This is a genomic window from Streptomyces sp. NPDC048483, assembly GCF_040651455.1.
Taxonomy (GTDB): domain Bacteria; phylum Actinomycetota; class Actinomycetes; order Streptomycetales; family Streptomycetaceae; genus Streptomyces.
The window spans coordinates 16545-31619 of record NZ_JBEZJZ010000005.1 but is presented as its reverse complement, the minus strand read 5'-3'; the positions used below and the strand labels follow the sequence as shown (position 1 = coordinate 31619).

Here is a 15075-nt window from a genome sequence, read left to right as displayed (position 1 = left end):
GCCTCGCCGCGTCGTCTGCTTGTGGGGGAACATCCCCCGTCCGCGCCTGCGGAAGGCCGAGATGAGATGACAAGGAGCGTGCACACCGTGGACCAGGAGAACGTGAGCGCCATCCTCACTGTCGCCGTGCCCGCCGCGAGGGTGTTCGCGGTGCTGGCGGACCCGGCGACCCATGCTGCGATCGATGGCACCGGCTGGGTTCAGAAAGCTGTCGACCGGGCGCCGCTGACCGAGGTGGGGCAGGTTTTCCGGATGGACATGTATCACGCCAACCATCCAAACGGTGACTACCAGGTGGCCAACAAGGTCCAGGTGCTCGACCCGCCGCGCGCCATCGGCTGGCTGACGGGGCAGGAGAAGGGCGACGGTCACCTGGAGTTCGGCGGCTGGATCTGGCGTTACGACCTTGCGCCGCTCGGTCCGTCCGAGACGGAGATCACGCTCACCTACGACTGGTCGGCGGTGCCGCAGTGCATCCGGGAGTACATCCAGTTCCCGCCGTTCGGCCCTGAGCACCTCGCCAACTCGCTGTACCACCTGGCCGAGCTTGTCTCCGGTAGGTGATGTCGTCGACCAAGATGACCATCAGTACCGGAGATCTCGGATGCAGACGATACCGACTGACGCCTGTTTTGATCTGACCGACGCCCAGTGGGCGTGCTCAGAACGCCGCCGGCGCCCCCCGTCCAGGGCGAGCCAGACGATCACGCCCTTGGGCGCTCGCGCGGCGGACGGACCACGAAGCTGCACCTTGCCTGCGGTCCGCGAGCGCATCCGCGTCCCACGCCTCGGCGGGGGCCGCCCGCGCACCCGCCCGGACCGGGTGCCGGCGGACAAGGCCCGTACGTCCCAGGCCACGAGGTACGACAAGCTCGCCGTCCGCTACGAGGCCACCGTGCAGATCGCCGCCATCAATGACTGGTGATGACGTCACTTTGAAGACACGGCCCAGAGGGTGTTGCAGGCGTCATGGGGCGGGCTTTCCCTGGATGGCGGGCCTGGAGGTGGGCGGCCGTGGTGCCTGCCGATGGCGACCGTCCAATACCGCACGAATCTCACGATGCGTCAGCTCGCGCCGTTCTTCGGGATCTCCCCGGCCACCGTCTGCCGGCTCATCCAGCGGCTTGGGCCCTTGCTCGCGCTGGAGCCGGCCCCGCGGCCCGTCGCCGATGCCGAGCGGTTGTGGACTACCCATTCGACGGAACCGACCACCCGCACCAGGATGGCCGGCGGTACCGGGCCGGGTGAGTACCAGCAGGAGAAGGCCGGTTGACCGGTGCGACGGTTGCGGCGAATGAGACGCTGGTGGTGACCGCGGGCGGGTTCGGCCGGGTCGACCATGGCCCGATCGCTATCGGCTCCCGGAGCGTACGTGGACCGCGGCAACCGCGTTCGGCACCGCCGCTGAGAGGCGGTCCTGTTCGAAGGTCCAGAGCAGGTCCGCCGCGACGCTCACCGCGATCGTGGCGGGTTCCTTGCCGGTGATCTCGGTCATTCCGATCGGGGTCTTGATCCGGTCGATGGTGGCGTCGTCGTGGCCGCCCTCGGTGGCCAGGCGGTGCCGGAACCGCGCCCATTTGGCGGCCGAGCCGATCAATCCGATCGAGCCGAGATCGGTGGTGCGCAAGGCGGCGTCGGCCAGTGCGGCATCCTCGGCGTGATCATGAGTCATGATCAGGATGTGGGTGCCGGGCGCCAGCTCCGCGAGCACCTCCTCCGGAAGCAGCGGTGTGTGGTGCACGTGGATCTGCGCCACCGCATCCGCGAGCACGTTGAGGCGTGCGTCGGTGAGTATGTCGGAGCGGGTATCGATCAGGTGCAGGTCGAGGTGGTGGCGGGCCAGGATGCGTGCCAGCTCCAGCCCGACGTGCCCAACGCCGAAGATCGCCACCGCTGGGACCACCGGCAGCGGTTCGAGCAGTACGGTGACGGCTCCGCCGCAGCATTGCACGCCGTGTCGGTTGGTGACCTTGTCGTTGAGGGCGAACTCCATCAGGTCCGGCTCCGGATCGAGCGTGCCGATCAGCTCGCGGGCCCGATCGATCGCGACGGCCTCGATGTTCCCGCCGCCGATCGAACCCCAGGTCTCGGCCTGTCCCACAACGAGTTTGGCACCGGCCCGGCGGGGCGCGTGGCCGCGCACGGTCGCGACGGTCACCAGCACGCCGGGTTCCCGGCGGGCTCGCAACCGCGCGACCGCGGCCACCCAGGTCATGTCAGGCATTACTCAAAGCGCTTGTGTCGGTGGGGATCTCGCTGCCGTGACGAGCGTGGCCGTTGCGCTGCGCGCGGGCTGCTTCGATTGCCCAGTACACCGCCTCCGGCGTTGCGGGCGAGGCCAACTCGACGCTGACTCCGCGCGGCCCGAATGCGGCGGCGGCCTGCCGCAACGCCTCGCGGACCGAGAACGCCAGCATCAGCGGAGGCTCACCCACCGCCTTGGACCCGTATACCGCGCCCTCCTCGGTGGCGTTCTCCAAAAGCGTGACGTTGAACTTCTCGGGCATCTCCGAAAAGCTCGGCAGCTTGTAGGTGCTCGCGGCTTGGGTCAGCAGTCGGCCGCGGTTCGGCCCGTCACCGGTGTCCCAGCGCAGGTCCTCGAGCGTCAGCCAGCCCGCACCCTGCACAAAACCGCCCTCGACCTGACCGATGTCGATCATCGGGGACAGGCTGTCGCCGACGTCGTGCACGATGTCCACCCGCCGGATGCGGTACGCGCCGGTGAAGCGGTCCACCTCCACCTCCGCTGCGGCGGCGCCATAAGCGAAGTACTTGAACGGTGAGCCCTGGAACGCCTTCGCGTCCCAGTGCAGACCCTCGGTCCGGTAGAAACCGGCCGCCGACAACTGCACTCGCTGGAAGTACGCGGTGCGCACCAGGTCGTCCCAGGCCAGCTCCTTGTCGCTGCCCAGGGTGCGTGCGACGCCCTCGACGATGCGCACATCCGAGGCGTTCGCACCCAGCTGGGTGCCGGCCACCACCAGCAGCCGTTCGCGCAACTGCTCGCAGGCGTTCTTCACCGCCGCACCGTTGAGATCCGCCCCGGCACTGGCGGCGGTGGCAGAGGTGTTGGGCACCTTGTCGGTTCGCGTCGGCGCCAGCCGCACCTTGTGCAGCGGGATGCCCAGCGTGGTCGCGGCCACCTGCAGCATCTTGGTGTGCAGGCCCTGGCCCATCTCGGTGCCGCCGTGGTTGATCAGGACCGAGCCGTCCTTGTAGATCAGCACCAGCGCGCCGCCCTGGTTGAAGGCGGTGAGGTTGAACGAGATGCCGAACTTGATGCCGGTGATCGCAAGTGCCCGCTTGGCGTGCGGGTGCGCGGCATTGAAGGCGGCGATCTCGCGCTTGCGGTCGGCGATGCCGGCGTTGTCCTGAACCTCTCGCCAGACAGCGGAGATCCGTTCGGGGTGAGCGACCGGCTGTCCGTACGGCGTCGCCTGACCCTGCCGGTAGAAGTTGCGCTCCCGCAACTCCACCGCATCCAGGCCGAGCAGCGGCGCGCACCGGCCCATGATGTCCTCGATCACCAGCATGCCCTGCGGTCCGCCGAAGCCGCGGAAGGCGGTGTTGGAGACCTTGTTGGTCTTGGCGATGCGACCGGTGACGCGCGCGTGGGGAATCCAGTAGGTGTTGTCGATGTGGCACAGCGCACGGGCCACCACCGGCTCGGAGAGGTCCAGGCTCCAGCCGCCGTCCGCGGTCAAGGTGGCGTCCAGGGCCTGGATGCGGCCCTCGGCGTCGAAGCCGATCTTCCACTTGGCGTGGAACCCGTGCCGCTTACCGGACATGGTCAGATCCTGCGTCCGGTTGAGCCGCAGCCGGACCGGCCGACCGGTCAGCTTGGCGCCGAGCGCGGCAACGGCCGCGAACCCGTGCGGCTGCATCTCCTTGCCGCCGAAGCCGCCACCCATCCGCAGACACTGCACGGTCACCTCGTGACTGTGCAGCCCGAGCACGTGCGCGACGATTTCCTGGGTCTCCGAAGGATGCTGGGTGCTGCTCTGGACGAACACCTGCTCGGCCTCGTCGACATGGGCCAGCGCCGCGTGCGTCTCGAGGTAGAAGTGTTCCTGATCGGAGAACTGGAACTCGCCGGTGAACACCTGCGCGGAGTCGGCGAAGCCGGCGTCGACGTCGCCGGTCAGCATCACGGGCCGAGCGCCGTGAAAACTGCCCGCCGCGATCGCGTCCTGCAGCGTGATCAGCGAGGGCCGTTCGTCGAGTTCCACCTCGACGGCCGCCGCACCGAGCCGGGCCGCCTCCAAGGTCTCGCCGAGCACCCAGGCGACCGCGTGGCCGTGGAACATGACCTCGTCGGGGAACAGCGGTTCGTCGTGCTTCATCCCGGCATCGTTGACGCCGGGCACGTCGGCACCGGTCAGCACACGGACCACGCCGGGCACGGCGAGCGCGGGCTCGGTGCGCAGTGCGGTGATCCTGCCGTGAGCCTTCATGACCTGGACCGGGTACGCGTGCAGCACGTCCTTGGTGCGCTGGACCAGGTCGTCGGTGTAGAGCGCGGTGCCGGTGACGTGCTGGAAGGCACTCTCGTGCGGCATCGAGACGCCGACGACCGGCTTCTCGGGACGCTCGGACAAATGACTCATGACGACACCGCCTCGGTGGTCTGTGCGTGCAGCTTCAGCAGGCTCTGGCCGAGCATCGCGGAACGGTAGTCGGCGCTGGCGCGATGATCGTTCATCGGCGTGCCCTCGGCCTGCAGCACCCCGGCCGCGGCCTCGACGGTCTCCGCCGCCCACGGCTTGCCCTCCAGGGCCGCCTCGGTGGCGAGGGAGCGGATCGGGGTGGCGGCCACGCCGCCCAGGCCGATGCGCGCCTTGCGGACGATCCCGTCCTCGATGTCCAGCGCGAAAGCGACCGCCACGCTGGAGATGTCGTCGAAGCGCCGCTTGGCGATCTTGTGGAAGGCCACGACCGGCGACAGCGGCAGCGGGATGCGCACCGCGCGGATCAGCTCGCCGGGACGGCGCACGCTCTGCCGGTAGCCGGTGAAGTAGTCCGCCAGCGGGACCTCCCGCTCACCGTCGGCGTCGGCGAGCACCACCGATGCCTCCAGCGCGAGCAGCGCCGGCGGGCTGTCGCCGATGGGGGAGCCGGTACCCAGGTTGCCGCCGAGGGTCGCACCGTTGCGGATGAGCCGCGATGCGAACTGCGGGAACAGCTCTGCCAGCAGCGGCACGCCGCCGTCGAGGCGGCGCTCGATCTCGGTGAGCGTCAGCGCCGCGCCGATCTCGATGTAGTCGGATGCGACGCGCAGTTCCCGCAGTTCCGGCAGCCGGTCGATGGCGACGACACAATCCGCCCTCCGGGAACGGATGTTCACCTCGACGCCCCAGTCGGTGGAGCCGGCGACCACCACCGCGTCGGGCCGCTCGCGCAGTACCTGCAGCGTTTCGGCAAGGGTGCTCTTCCGCAGGAACGCGCTGTCGTTCTGGGTGTATTCGGTGGCACCCGGTGCGGGCGGGGACTGCTCGCGACGCTGCGCCAGCGGGTCCTCATCGGTGGGCGTACCGACGGCGAACGCGGCATCGCGAATCGGGCGATAACCGGTGCAGCGGCACAGGTTTCCGCTCAGCGCGTGGAGATCGAAACCGTTCGGACCGTGCTCGGCGTCGGTACTGTCGGCCGAGCCCGAGGCCGCATGCGCGCAGCGGTCGGGTCGGTAGTACTCGGCGGCCATGCTGCAGATGAATCCCGGTGTGCAGTAACCGCATTGGGAGCCGCCGCGGACCGCCATCTCCTCCTGCACCGGGTGCAGGGCGGGCCGCGTGCCGGGTTCGCCAGGGGTGGCGAGACCCTCGGAGGTGATGACCTCCTGACCGTCGAGCGCCGCGACCGGGACCAGGCAGGCGTTGACCGCCACCCAGTCGGTGGGCTTGTTCACCCCGGGACGGGCCACCAGGACCGAACAGGCGCCGCATTCACCCTCGGCGCAGCCCTCCTTGGTGCCGGTGAGGCCACGCGCACGCAGGAAATCCAGGACCGTTGTGTGGGGTGCGGCCGGGGAAATCGGTGCGACCTTCCCATTGACCGTGATCCGCGCCGCTACCATGGCACATCCTCATTTCGGTGCGCGGTCGTTCTGATGATCCTAGTCGCCATTTCAGGGGACTTTCTCTTTCGGTGGCGCAGCTTGAGAAACCGGAGCACGAATCAGCACGCATCGACGTGCCGCAGCCGGTGACAGAGATCGAAAGGCGCCGGGGCCGCAATCGGGCACGCCGGGACGGGGGCTGCTCAGCAGCCGTGTGCTACACGACCCGGAATCCAGGCGGCCTGCTGAGCGAGGCGATGCAGGTCAGAGATGGTCGACATCCGACTTCGCCTCCTTCCAGCAGCTCACGAGTCGGTGCGCTAGAAACTAAGTTGCCGCAGGCCCATCGTCAAGCCGACCTGCGGAAACCGACGGTAGCCTGTAGGAACCTACAGTAAACTGATCGGGTGTAGCTTGATTTATCGTTGCTCCATACAAATAAATGCGGCGGCAATGTCTCTCGCGGCAAACGCGTCGTCGCGATGCAGCCTGCTTTCGGTGATATTGCTTACCGCGTATCCTCCGAACACAGCGTTCCAGAGAACTTTTCGATGTCGCCATCGGCGAAGGTGAAATAGTCCTCCTCCTCTTCCTGCAGGAAGTGCAGGCGCAGTAGCGCATACTCGCGCTGCACGCCGAGCGTCGTGCTGCTCTTGCTGATATCGCCGGTTTCGTCGAAATCCAGCACGCCATCGACCATGCCGAGCTGCGACGGTGCGTACCGTCGCGCACATCGTCGCGGAGCGCATCGGCGTCCCACTTGGCCCGCGGCAGCAGGTGCTGCAGCCCATCGGGGGTGGCATGCCCGGTGTGCTCGGCCGGCGTCCAACAGTTCTTGCGCGGCAGGTCCGACAGCAACCCCAGCATCAACTCCCGCGCCCACCTGCGGAAGCGGCAGCAGATCGTGCGTCGGGGCAGCACCAGCTCGGTACGGTTCCGGCGCGCGATGATGCTGCTGGCCTCGACCGGCCGGGAACCGAGTGCTGAACCCACTGGGGAACAGGTGGTGCCGTGCTCGTTCCGGCTCAGGCAACCTTCGCGAGCGCCGGGCGGTCTTGCCGGATGCCGAGGCCGGGGCAGTGTCCTTGCGGATGCGCCGGCATATGGGCAGAGGACGACTTGCCGAGTGCCTGAGTGAGGGTGGAGATGACGAATCCGAACACCGTGGTGACGTGGGTTGACGCACGCGAGAGACTGCCTCGGAGCGGTACACCGGTGGCAGCGGCGATCACGGGCCGGTATCCAGCTGACAGCGCCACTGCGTCCGATACGGCGCTGGGTGAGGAATTTTGGCTGGTGAGGCCGATGTACTTCACGACTCTGCACTGGAGTGAGGACGGGGCGGAGCACAGGGACTGCTTCGTCGACTCCGACGGGGTCGTCCGTTTGCCCTACGGCCTGACCAGTGCTGAAACCGTGACTCACTGGGCCGAGCTGCCCACCCTGCCACGCGGGATGACGCACGTCGTTCTTGGGGAAGACGTGCAGCCGGCTCTCCAGAACGCCTGGGGCGCTCGTTCCATCACCTGACCCACAGCCTGCTCGGACACGTTACGCGAGTGCCTACATAGACGGTCGGTCCAACTTGTGTGGTGACCGGTGTGACGGGGGTTCAGGCTGTGGTTTGAGGGGGCGTCCGCCCCGGCGGATGCCTCTCGGGCCACACGGCGGCCCGGCCGATCAGCTTCTGCTTGGACACACCGACCGACCGCCGGCTCGTCGTCCCGTATGGGGCACGATCCGCGTCGACGGTCCCGCTGGGCGCATCACCGTGACGTACTGGCGCCCCCACGCCCTCCCGTAACCGTTGATCACCGTGGGTAGTTGACGTGGTATGCACGACGTACGCACCGTAAGGGCGCCCTCCATGCTGCGGCTCGCGGCCGCCTCACTCGCCGGGACGGCCATCGAGTTCTACGACTTCTTCGTCTACGGGACCGCCGCGGCGCTGGTCCTGGGACCCCTGTTCTTCCCCACGTTCTCATCGGTCGCCGGGACGCTGGCCGCCTTCGGAACCTTCGGCGTGGGCTTCATCGCCCGGCCGCTCGGCTCGGTCCTGTTCGGGCACATCGGGGACCGGCACGGCAGACGCCCGGTTCTCATCGCGTCATTGCTGCTCACCGGCGCCTCCACGGTCGCGGTCGGCTGCGTGCCGACGTACGAGACGATCGGGGTGGCCGCTCCCGTGCTGCTGCTCGTCCTGCGGTTTCTGCAGGGGCTCGGGCTCGGCGGGGAGTGGGGCGGGGCCGTGCTGCTGACCGCGGAGCACGCGCCCGCCGAACGGCGCGCGCTGTGGACGAGCGTTCCGCAGGTCGGGCCGTCACTGGGGTTCCTGCTCGCCAACGGCGTGATGCTGGCGCTGTCGGCGACGCTGTCCGACGCGCAGTTCGCGTCCTGGGGGTGGCGCGTGCCCTTCTGGGCGGCCGGGCTGCTGGCCGTGGCGGGGCTGTGGCTGCGGTCGTCGGTCGCCGAGAGTCCGCGCTTCCTCGAAATCGACGACCACGCGCGCATGCCGTTCGCCGAAGTCGTGCGCGACCACTGGCGGCTCGTCCTGCTGACCGCCGGCGCGCTCGCGGTGGGATACGCGATCTTCTACGCCGTGACGACCTGGTCCCTCGCCTACGCGACGGAGCGACTGGGCGTGAGCCGTACCGTCATGCTGACCTGCATCATGGCCGCGGTGGTGGTGAAGGGCTCACTGACGCCGCTGGCGGCGCTGCTGGGCGACCGCTTCGGCCGGCGGCCCCTGTGCCTGGCGGGATGCGCGGCCTCCGCCCTGTGGATGTTCCCGATGGTCGCGCTGCTTGCCACGGGGGCGCCGCTGTTGATGTTCCTCGGCTTCCTGGGGGCGATGCTGGCGTTCATCACGATGTTCGCCGTGATCGCCGCGTATCTGGCGGAGCTGTACGAGCCGCGCGTGCGCTGCACGGGGGCCGCGGTCGGCTACAACCTCGGCGGGGTCCTCGGCGGCGCGCTCACGCCGATCGTGGCGACGGCGCTCGCCGAGCAGGGTGGCCCGGTGCCCTGGGGCGTGGCCGCGTATCTGACGGGGATCGCTCTGCTCAGTCTGGGCTGCTTCGCGCTGCTGCCGGAGACGCGCCCGGTGCAGGCGATGGCGGCGGAGCCCGCGGCGGGATGACCGATCAGGAGTGACGGCATGCCTGAGAGTTCGCGCAAAGAGGCGTGCATTCACGGGTGGCGGTGCGGGCGGTAGCGGCAGCGTCTCCGGCCACGGCCGCACCGACGAAGACGCAGGGGGATTACGGGCCGTGGTGCTGGATGGCGCCGGCCGGTGCGCTGCCCGATTCGGGTGCGGGCCCACGGTCGTTACTTGGCCGCATCCTCATCTCCCCGGCGCGGGACGACACCTTCCCCACCCGGCAGGCCGAGGAAGCGGGGGTACGAGCGGTGTTCCCGCTCGTCGACCCCGACCAGCAGTGGCTGCGCGAGGTCAGCGTCCTGGTCGGGGACGGCCACCTGCGGGTGATCGTCGACGCGACGGCTTGGTCGCGGGCTGGTCACGATCTGCACGCTCTCTCCAAAGACTCCACAAGAAGTTCGAGAAGCGATCGAGCTTCCCTACGTTACGTTCCTCCCGTCGCCTGATTCGCCCGCCTTTACGGCCCCTTGTTCAGGCGCGAAGTCATGGGGGGAACCATGGACATCGCACTTTCGACCGACGACACCGGTGGCCCTGCCCGCTGCTGTGTGTTTCTCTCCGACAACAGGACCGGCGGCCCCGTCTCCGGAGCACTGGCCTTCCTCGAAGCCCAGCTGACCGTCACCGAGGAGGGCTCCGGCGGTGACGGGGTGAATGCCGCCCGCGCCAGGAACACGGTCCGCATCCCGCTGGGGCTGCTCGGCAGTGACCACGCCGGGTACCTCTCGTGGGACCTGGCGCCTCTGTGGCGGCAGGTGCTGCAACTGGCCGAGCGGCCCGACGGCTCCACCGCCGAGGTCCGGCTCACCCATGTGTGGCTGTACCTCGGCGGTCCGTTGCAGAGCGCGGTGGACGTCCTGGCCGAAGCCGACGAACGGGCGCAGGCACTGGTCCTGCGGCTCGGCGTGGACCGCGGCGGAGTCTTCACCGGCTCCGCCAACGGCTTCCCCGCGATGCAGTCGCCCTCGCTCCTCGACTGGTACCTCTCGCCGGCCTCCTTCGCGTACGTACCGGCCGAACTCATCGGTCAGGACGGCTGCGAGACCCTGCTGCCCTCCAATGTGGCCACCCAGCAGTACCAGGTGCACCAGATCGTGACCGTCCCGCATCTTCTGGCGAGCCTGGACTACGGCGCTCAGTACGCGGCACCGGCCGGGGACGACGGCGGCACCTCCGACGGCTCCTCCGGCTTTTCGGTGCCGATCGCCCTGGTCATCAGCTACGACGTCACCTGGATCCCCGTAGGGCACGGGCTCGGCCAGGTCACCTACAGCCTCCCGCTGGCACCGGGCGAGCAGGTGCAGCTCGCGGTCGTGGACTGGTCGCGCACCTCGGCGGACAGCCGGCTGGAGGACATCGCCCTCACGGACGACCTGGAGCATGCCCTCACCCGCGACCGGACGGTCGACGAGGTGGTCAAGGGCGCAGTCAACGAGTGGCAGCGTGGCGGCTCGGTGATGGCGGGCGCGGCGGGGGCGGCGTCCATGGGCATGTTCGGCGGCTCCGCCGCGATCGGCGGCGGCTACGCCACGACGACCGGCGACCGCAGTGTCTCGGCGGACACCGTGCAGAACCTGCACGACCAGATCCGCCAGCACTCCACCTCCGTACGCGATATGCGCAGCACGGTGGTGGTGCAGTCCCGGCAGACGGAGAACTCCACCGCCCAGACGCGGACCGTACGCAACCACAATCACGCGCATGCGATGACCCTGCTCTACTACGAGGTGCTGCGGCACTTCCGGGTGCTCGTCGAGCGCGGCACGGTGCGTCCCGCCGTCCTGCTCCCCGCCGCGTCCCCGAACCTCGACGACGAGCTGGTCATCGTCCGCTACCGCCGCCTTCTACAGGCCGGGCTGCTCGATCCGCAGCTGGCCGGCGGATTCGACGCGGTGGAGAAGTACGCGGCCTGGCAGGAACTCCAGCCCGAGGTCCCGGTGCCGCCCGACCCGGGCAGCGTCGAGTTCATCCTCTTCCAGTTCCGCTTCACCATCGGTGACCTGTCCAGCTTCCAGGACCGGGTGCCCACGACCGTCACCCTGACCCAGCGAGCGCCGGACGGCGGCCAGAAGGTCACGAACCTGGTCCGTCCGTAGCACAGCGACTGGGACCCCGATCCGGCCCATCTGCAGAATCCCGGCGACTTCCAGCACACCCACGCGATGGTCGATCTCGCCGGTGTGCCCAGGCCCGACGAGCGCGTCAACTGGCGGGATCTGCGCACGATTTCGGTGACCCTGACCCCGCCCCACACCGAAGGCAGAAACGACGACGTCGCCGTGGAGCATCTGGTCGTCACGGCCGTGGACACCGCGGGCAACACCCACCTCCTGGTCGACGAGCCCAGCGGCAAGCTGTTCCAGAAACCGTCCACGACCTGGGCGCTGGCGGCCCGTCAGGCGCCGGAGCCCGCGCCCGCGCCGACCCCGTTCCAGCGGCTCAGCGATGAGGAGAACCTGCTGCGCATCCGGTTGCGCAGGCACCTGGTGCAAAACCGCGAGCACTACTACGGCTGATCCGGCTCGGTGAGGACCCCAACGCCCGATGGACGGAGCTGGCGGGCAGCCGCCTTACCGTCGGGGGCACCACGCGCCCGCTGTTCCAGGCCGTCGAGAATCGCGCCCTGGAAGTGCTCGGGGATTCCACGGCCTTCCCGCTCGACCCCGCCCTGTTCGACGACGCGGACGAGGGACAGGTGCGCCTTCCCGAGGTGGATCCCGCCCGCAGCGAGCAGTTGATCAGTCTGCCGACCCGGGGAGTTTTCGCCGAGGCCAAACTCGGCCACTGCAACTCCGCGGAGGTCATCGACAACACCCGGTTCTGGGACTGGCAGAAGTCGCCCGATCCGGACAGTGCCCCGCAGATCGCCCCGGTGTCCACCGGGAGCCGGGAGGTGGTCGTCTCCACGACGCCCTCGGGGCTGCCCGCCTCATCGGTGACCATCGTCCAACCGCCGCAGGCCCCCGATCCCGTGGGCATGGCGGCGGCCCTGCAACTCCTCGGCCAGGGCGACATCTTCCGCGACATGTCGATGCAGAAGGAGATCGCCGCGCTACTGACCTCGCTCGCGAGCAACGCGGCCGGCCTCGCGGGAAAGAACCCCGGCACGCCCGGTACGCCCGGCGCCGGTTCGACGCCGGGCACCGGCGCGGGCGGTGGTACGGGAACGAGCACTCCCGGCACGGGAACCGGCCCCGGTGTCCCGTCCGGCGGCGGCACCGGGAGCCCCGGCGGCGGTGCCCCGGGCGGGGGCACCGGAACCGGAGGCACCACGCCCCCGGGAACCGGCGGAACGGTCCCCCACCCGGGCGGCACCCCGGGCACCACCGGCCCCGGTACGCAAACCGGCTCCGGCGACGGCGGCTCCGGCACCCCGAAGCCGCCTGCTCCGGCCCCCCGTCCCACTCCCCGGCCACCCGTACCGATTGGCTCGGACAACCGGTCGTTCGTGTTCAGCTTCGCCCCGGTCAGTTTCGGCCCCAGCGAGGCGGACTGGGAGCGCGGCAGGTTCGCCATCGCGATCTTCCAGGACGGCAAGCCCGTGCTCAGCCAGGACAATGTGGTGCCCGCGGCGCCCAGCGTCATCCTCAATGGCAAGGTCGCCCCGAACAAACCCTTGGACATCGTGGTCGACGGCTCGTCCACCCACTGGGTGACCTACCCCTCGATCTACTCCTCCGCCATGGCGGGTAACCCGGCCACCACCGGGACGCCTCCCGGCATCCTGATCACCACACATCTGGTCGGCAAACTGACGCTCGCCGGTCTGGATCCCACGCAGCGCAGTTACGTCTTCTCGATCCAGCGGGAGGTCAAGTTCACCTCGGTGACGCTGAGCGAGCAGCAGATCCGGCAGCAGGGCCTGGAGAAGGCGGTGTCGGGGCAGATCAACGCCGGCTTCGACAAGGTCATTTCGTTCGGCGCGGGGCTCACCTCGTCCGAGACATCCTCGACCAGCAGCGGAACGACCACCAACAAGACGGACACCGTGCCGGTCACGTACTTCAGCGGACTGATGTCCGTCGTCCAGGTCAAGAACTGACAAACATCAAGACCTCACGAACAGCGCCCCCGCACGGGCCGTCTGTGGAGCATCAAGGTGCCTAGGTTCTGCTCTACCGCCTATCGCTTGCGTTCCGGCGCGAACCCTCTTGGTGCAGCAGGTTGTGGAGGGTCTCGGCGGTGTCGTCGTCGCGCCAGGACTACGCCGGACCTTCCGGCTCGCTGAACCCTCGCCGAGATACCTGCCGATGCGGCGAGGCCGTGGTCGGCCAAAGGGCTGTTTGCTGAGGGCGCCAAGGCTGACCCGCCCAACCACCCACCCGCAATCCAGCCCATATCCGCCATTCTGCTGTGCAGCCCGATAAACTCGGATACACACGCTCGCAAGTGCCGATGGAAGAGCTACGGGGATGGTTATGTCTGGCGCCGATACCGGTCCGGCCCGTCCGACGCTGCTTCTGGTGCACGGCGCCTGGCACGGCGCATGGTGCTGGGCGAAGCTGGAAACGGAGCTCGCTGCTGAGGGGTGGGTGTCCCGGACGGTCGATCTGCCGAGCGCCCTACGGGCAGACCCGTCGGCCGGTCCGCTCCCCGGCGTACTCGACGATGCCGACGTCATCCGGGAAGCGATCGCTGCCATCGCCGGCCCCGTCGCCGTCGTGGCGCATTCCTACGGTGGCATCCCGGTGACCCAGGCCACCGCCGGCGCTGCGAACGTCACCCACCTTGTGTATCTGGCTGCCTATCAGCTCGATACGCAGGAAAATCTGCTCTCTTTCCGAGGCGAGTTCGAGCCGGAATTAGTGGTGAAGGAGGGGCTCGTACATCCCACCGCCGATGCCGCCGCCGACCTTTATGGAGATGTTTCCGAGGAAGAAACCGCCGCCGCCGTTGCCCGGCTCGTCCCGCACAGCGCTCGCTGCGCCAGGGATCGGGTAACCCAGGCGGGCTGGCACTCCCTTCCGTCCAGCTACATCGTCTGCGATCAGGACCGGATGGTTCCGCCCGCACAGCAGGAGAAGATGGCCGCGCGGGCGAACAGCTCCCATCACCTGGCCAGCGGCCACTCGCCCTTCCTGTCGGTCCCCGGCGAGCTCGCCGCTCTTCTGACGCTGATCGCGGGCTGAACGGGAATCGGACGGAAGCCGTCGATCTGCGATTCGTGATCCGAGACCCACGTAACACGTGATCCGTGTCCGCCCGACAGCGCCTAAGATTCCGCCGTGAACGACACCACCCATGGCATACGGATCAGACCAGGCAGCCTGGCCGACGCACCGGCCATTCTGGACATGCTCGACGCCGCGGTGGTCTGGATGAACGATCGCGGCAACACCGAGCAGTGGGGCACGACACCGTATTCGCAGAAGCCCGGCGGGGTGGCGCGGGTCGAGCGGTACACGACCGAGAACGCCCCCTACATCGCGGAGTTGGACGGAACACCTGTCGGGGCCCTGGTGTTGGACTCCGGGCCCAGCCCGCAGATGCCGATCGCGCCGGCCGAGGAACCCGAGCGGTACGTCCGGCTGCTGGTCTCCGACCGACGGTACGCCGGTCTGGGCATCGGGGCGGCGCTGCTGGCCCATGCCGCCGAGGAGACCCGGCGGGCCGGCGTGGCGCTGCTGCGGGTCGACTGCTGGGCGGGCGGCGGGGGCGAACTGGTCGCGTTCTACGAGCGCAACGGATTCCGCCCCACCGACCGTTTCCTGTCCGGGGCCTGGCCGGGACAGGTGCTGGCCAGGCGGGTTGGCTGACGGCGCGGGCCGGGCATCCGGCGACGGTCTCGTCCGGCGGGTCCGGGAACGGCTTGCCGCCGGTCGACGGGCGATCCCGTCCGACAGCGGCCGACGACACTCCT

General features: G+C 68.9%; 12 protein-coding genes and 3 pseudogenes. 10 read left to right on the top strand and 5 right to left on the bottom strand.

The window, feature by feature from the left end:
- Positions 1–87 precede the first annotated feature (87 nt).
- The 3 genes and pseudogenes from AB0D04_RS04090 to AB0D04_RS04080 form a co-directional block, all read left to right on the top strand.
- The gene (locus AB0D04_RS04090; protein ID WP_362699155.1) at positions 88–564 is read left to right on the top strand and encodes a polyketide cyclase; all 477 of its coding nucleotides are present in this window, start codon (positions 88–90) and stop codon (positions 562–564) included.
- A 144-nt stretch (positions 565–708) separates the two neighbouring features.
- Positions 709–925, top strand: a pseudogene (locus AB0D04_RS04085) (hypothetical protein); the annotation flags it as partial.
- Positions 926–985: 60 nt separating this feature from the next.
- Positions 986–1150, top strand: a pseudogene (locus tag AB0D04_RS04080) (transposase family protein); the annotation flags it as partial.
- A 201-nt stretch (positions 1151–1351) separates the two neighbouring features.
- On the opposite strand, the gene xdhC reads toward AB0D04_RS04080, so the two are convergent.
- The 4 genes and pseudogenes from xdhC to AB0D04_RS04060 all read right to left on the bottom strand — a co-directional run.
- Positions 1352–2215 carry a xanthine dehydrogenase accessory protein XdhC gene (xdhC, locus tag AB0D04_RS04075; RefSeq protein ID WP_362699397.1) on the bottom strand — a complete coding sequence of 288 codons (864 nt, stop codon included), beginning with the start codon at positions 2213–2215 and terminating at the stop codon, positions 1352–1354.
- Between the two features lies 1 nt (position 2216).
- Positions 2217–4607, bottom strand: coding sequence for a xanthine dehydrogenase molybdopterin binding subunit (gene xdhB, locus AB0D04_RS04070; protein WP_362699153.1), 2391 nt, complete (start codon positions 4605–4607; stop codon positions 2217–2219).
- Positions 4604–6073: an FAD binding domain-containing protein gene (locus AB0D04_RS04065; RefSeq protein WP_362699151.1), complete on the bottom strand. Its 1470-nt coding sequence runs from the start codon at positions 6071–6073 to the stop codon at positions 4604–4606. The genes xdhB and AB0D04_RS04065 overlap by 4 nt, the downstream gene beginning before the upstream one ends.
- A gap of 601 nt (positions 6074–6674) precedes the next feature.
- Positions 6675–6922: pseudogene (locus tag AB0D04_RS04060) on the bottom strand (transposase); the annotation flags it as partial.
- Positions 6923–7201: 279 nt separating this feature from the next.
- Between AB0D04_RS04060 and AB0D04_RS04055 the strand changes: the two are divergent.
- The gene (locus tag AB0D04_RS04055) at positions 7202–7585 is read left to right on the top strand and encodes an AQJ64_40280 family protein (RefSeq protein ID WP_362699149.1); all 384 of its coding nucleotides are present in this window, start codon (positions 7202–7204) and stop codon (positions 7583–7585) included.
- Positions 7586–7922: 337 nt separating this feature from the next.
- On the top strand, positions 7923–9194 hold the full coding sequence (locus tag AB0D04_RS04050) for an MFS transporter (protein WP_362699147.1): 1272 nt from the start codon (positions 7923–7925) through the stop codon (positions 9192–9194).
- Between the two features lie 188 nt (positions 9195–9382).
- Here the strand turns inward: AB0D04_RS04050 and AB0D04_RS04045 are convergent, their stop codons facing one another.
- Positions 9383–9577, bottom strand: a complete 195-nt coding sequence (locus AB0D04_RS04045) for a hypothetical protein (RefSeq protein WP_362699145.1) — start codon at positions 9575–9577, stop codon at positions 9383–9385.
- 135 nt (positions 9578–9712) lie between these two features.
- Between AB0D04_RS04045 and AB0D04_RS04040 the strand changes: the two genes are divergently transcribed.
- The 5 genes from AB0D04_RS04040 (at position 9713) to AB0D04_RS04020 (ending at position 14971) form a co-directional block, all read left to right on the top strand.
- Positions 9713–11311, top strand: a complete 1599-nt coding sequence (locus tag AB0D04_RS04040) for a hypothetical protein (RefSeq protein WP_362699143.1) — start codon at positions 9713–9715, stop codon at positions 11309–11311.
- A gap of 66 nt (positions 11312–11377) precedes the next feature.
- Complete coding sequence (locus AB0D04_RS04035) at positions 11378–11731, top strand: hypothetical protein (RefSeq protein ID WP_362699141.1); 354 nt, start codon at positions 11378–11380, stop codon at positions 11729–11731.
- 113 nt (positions 11732–11844) lie between these two features.
- Complete coding sequence (locus AB0D04_RS04030) at positions 11845–13257, top strand: hypothetical protein (RefSeq protein WP_362699139.1); 1413 nt, start codon at positions 11845–11847, stop codon at positions 13255–13257.
- A gap of 376 nt (positions 13258–13633) precedes the next feature.
- Positions 13634–14344: an alpha/beta fold hydrolase gene (locus AB0D04_RS04025; RefSeq protein WP_362699137.1), complete on the top strand. Its 711-nt coding sequence runs from the start codon at positions 13634–13636 to the stop codon at positions 14342–14344.
- A gap of 96 nt (positions 14345–14440) precedes the next feature.
- Positions 14441–14971: a GNAT family N-acetyltransferase gene (locus AB0D04_RS04020; RefSeq protein WP_362699135.1), complete on the top strand. Its 531-nt coding sequence runs from the start codon at positions 14441–14443 to the stop codon at positions 14969–14971.
- Positions 14972–15075: the final 104 nt, after the last annotated feature.

Excerpts from the sequence above, each read along its gene's own strand:
- xdhC (WP_362699397.1), bottom strand. The coding sequence starts at position 2,215 with ATGACCTGGGTGGCCGCGGTCGCGCGGTTGCGAGCCCGCCGGGAACCC.
- xdhB (WP_362699153.1), bottom strand. The coding sequence starts at position 4,607 with ATGAGTCATTTGTCCGAGCGTCCCGAGAAGCCGGTCGTCGGCGTCTCG.
- AB0D04_RS04065 (WP_362699151.1), bottom strand. The coding sequence starts at position 6,073 with ATGGTAGCGGCGCGGATCACGGTCAATGGGAAGGTCGCACCGATTTCC.
- AB0D04_RS04055 (WP_362699149.1), top strand. The coding sequence starts at position 7,202 with ATGACGAATCCGAACACCGTGGTGACGTGGGTTGACGCACGCGAGAGA.
- AB0D04_RS04050 (WP_362699147.1), top strand. The coding sequence starts at position 7,923 with ATGCTGCGGCTCGCGGCCGCCTCACTCGCCGGGACGGCCATCGAGTTC.
- AB0D04_RS04040 (WP_362699143.1), top strand. The coding sequence starts at position 9,713 with ATGGACATCGCACTTTCGACCGACGACACCGGTGGCCCTGCCCGCTGC.
- AB0D04_RS04035 (WP_362699141.1), top strand. The coding sequence starts at position 11,378 with ATGGTCGATCTCGCCGGTGTGCCCAGGCCCGACGAGCGCGTCAACTGG.
- AB0D04_RS04025 (WP_362699137.1), top strand. The coding sequence starts at position 13,634 with ATGTCTGGCGCCGATACCGGTCCGGCCCGTCCGACGCTGCTTCTGGTG.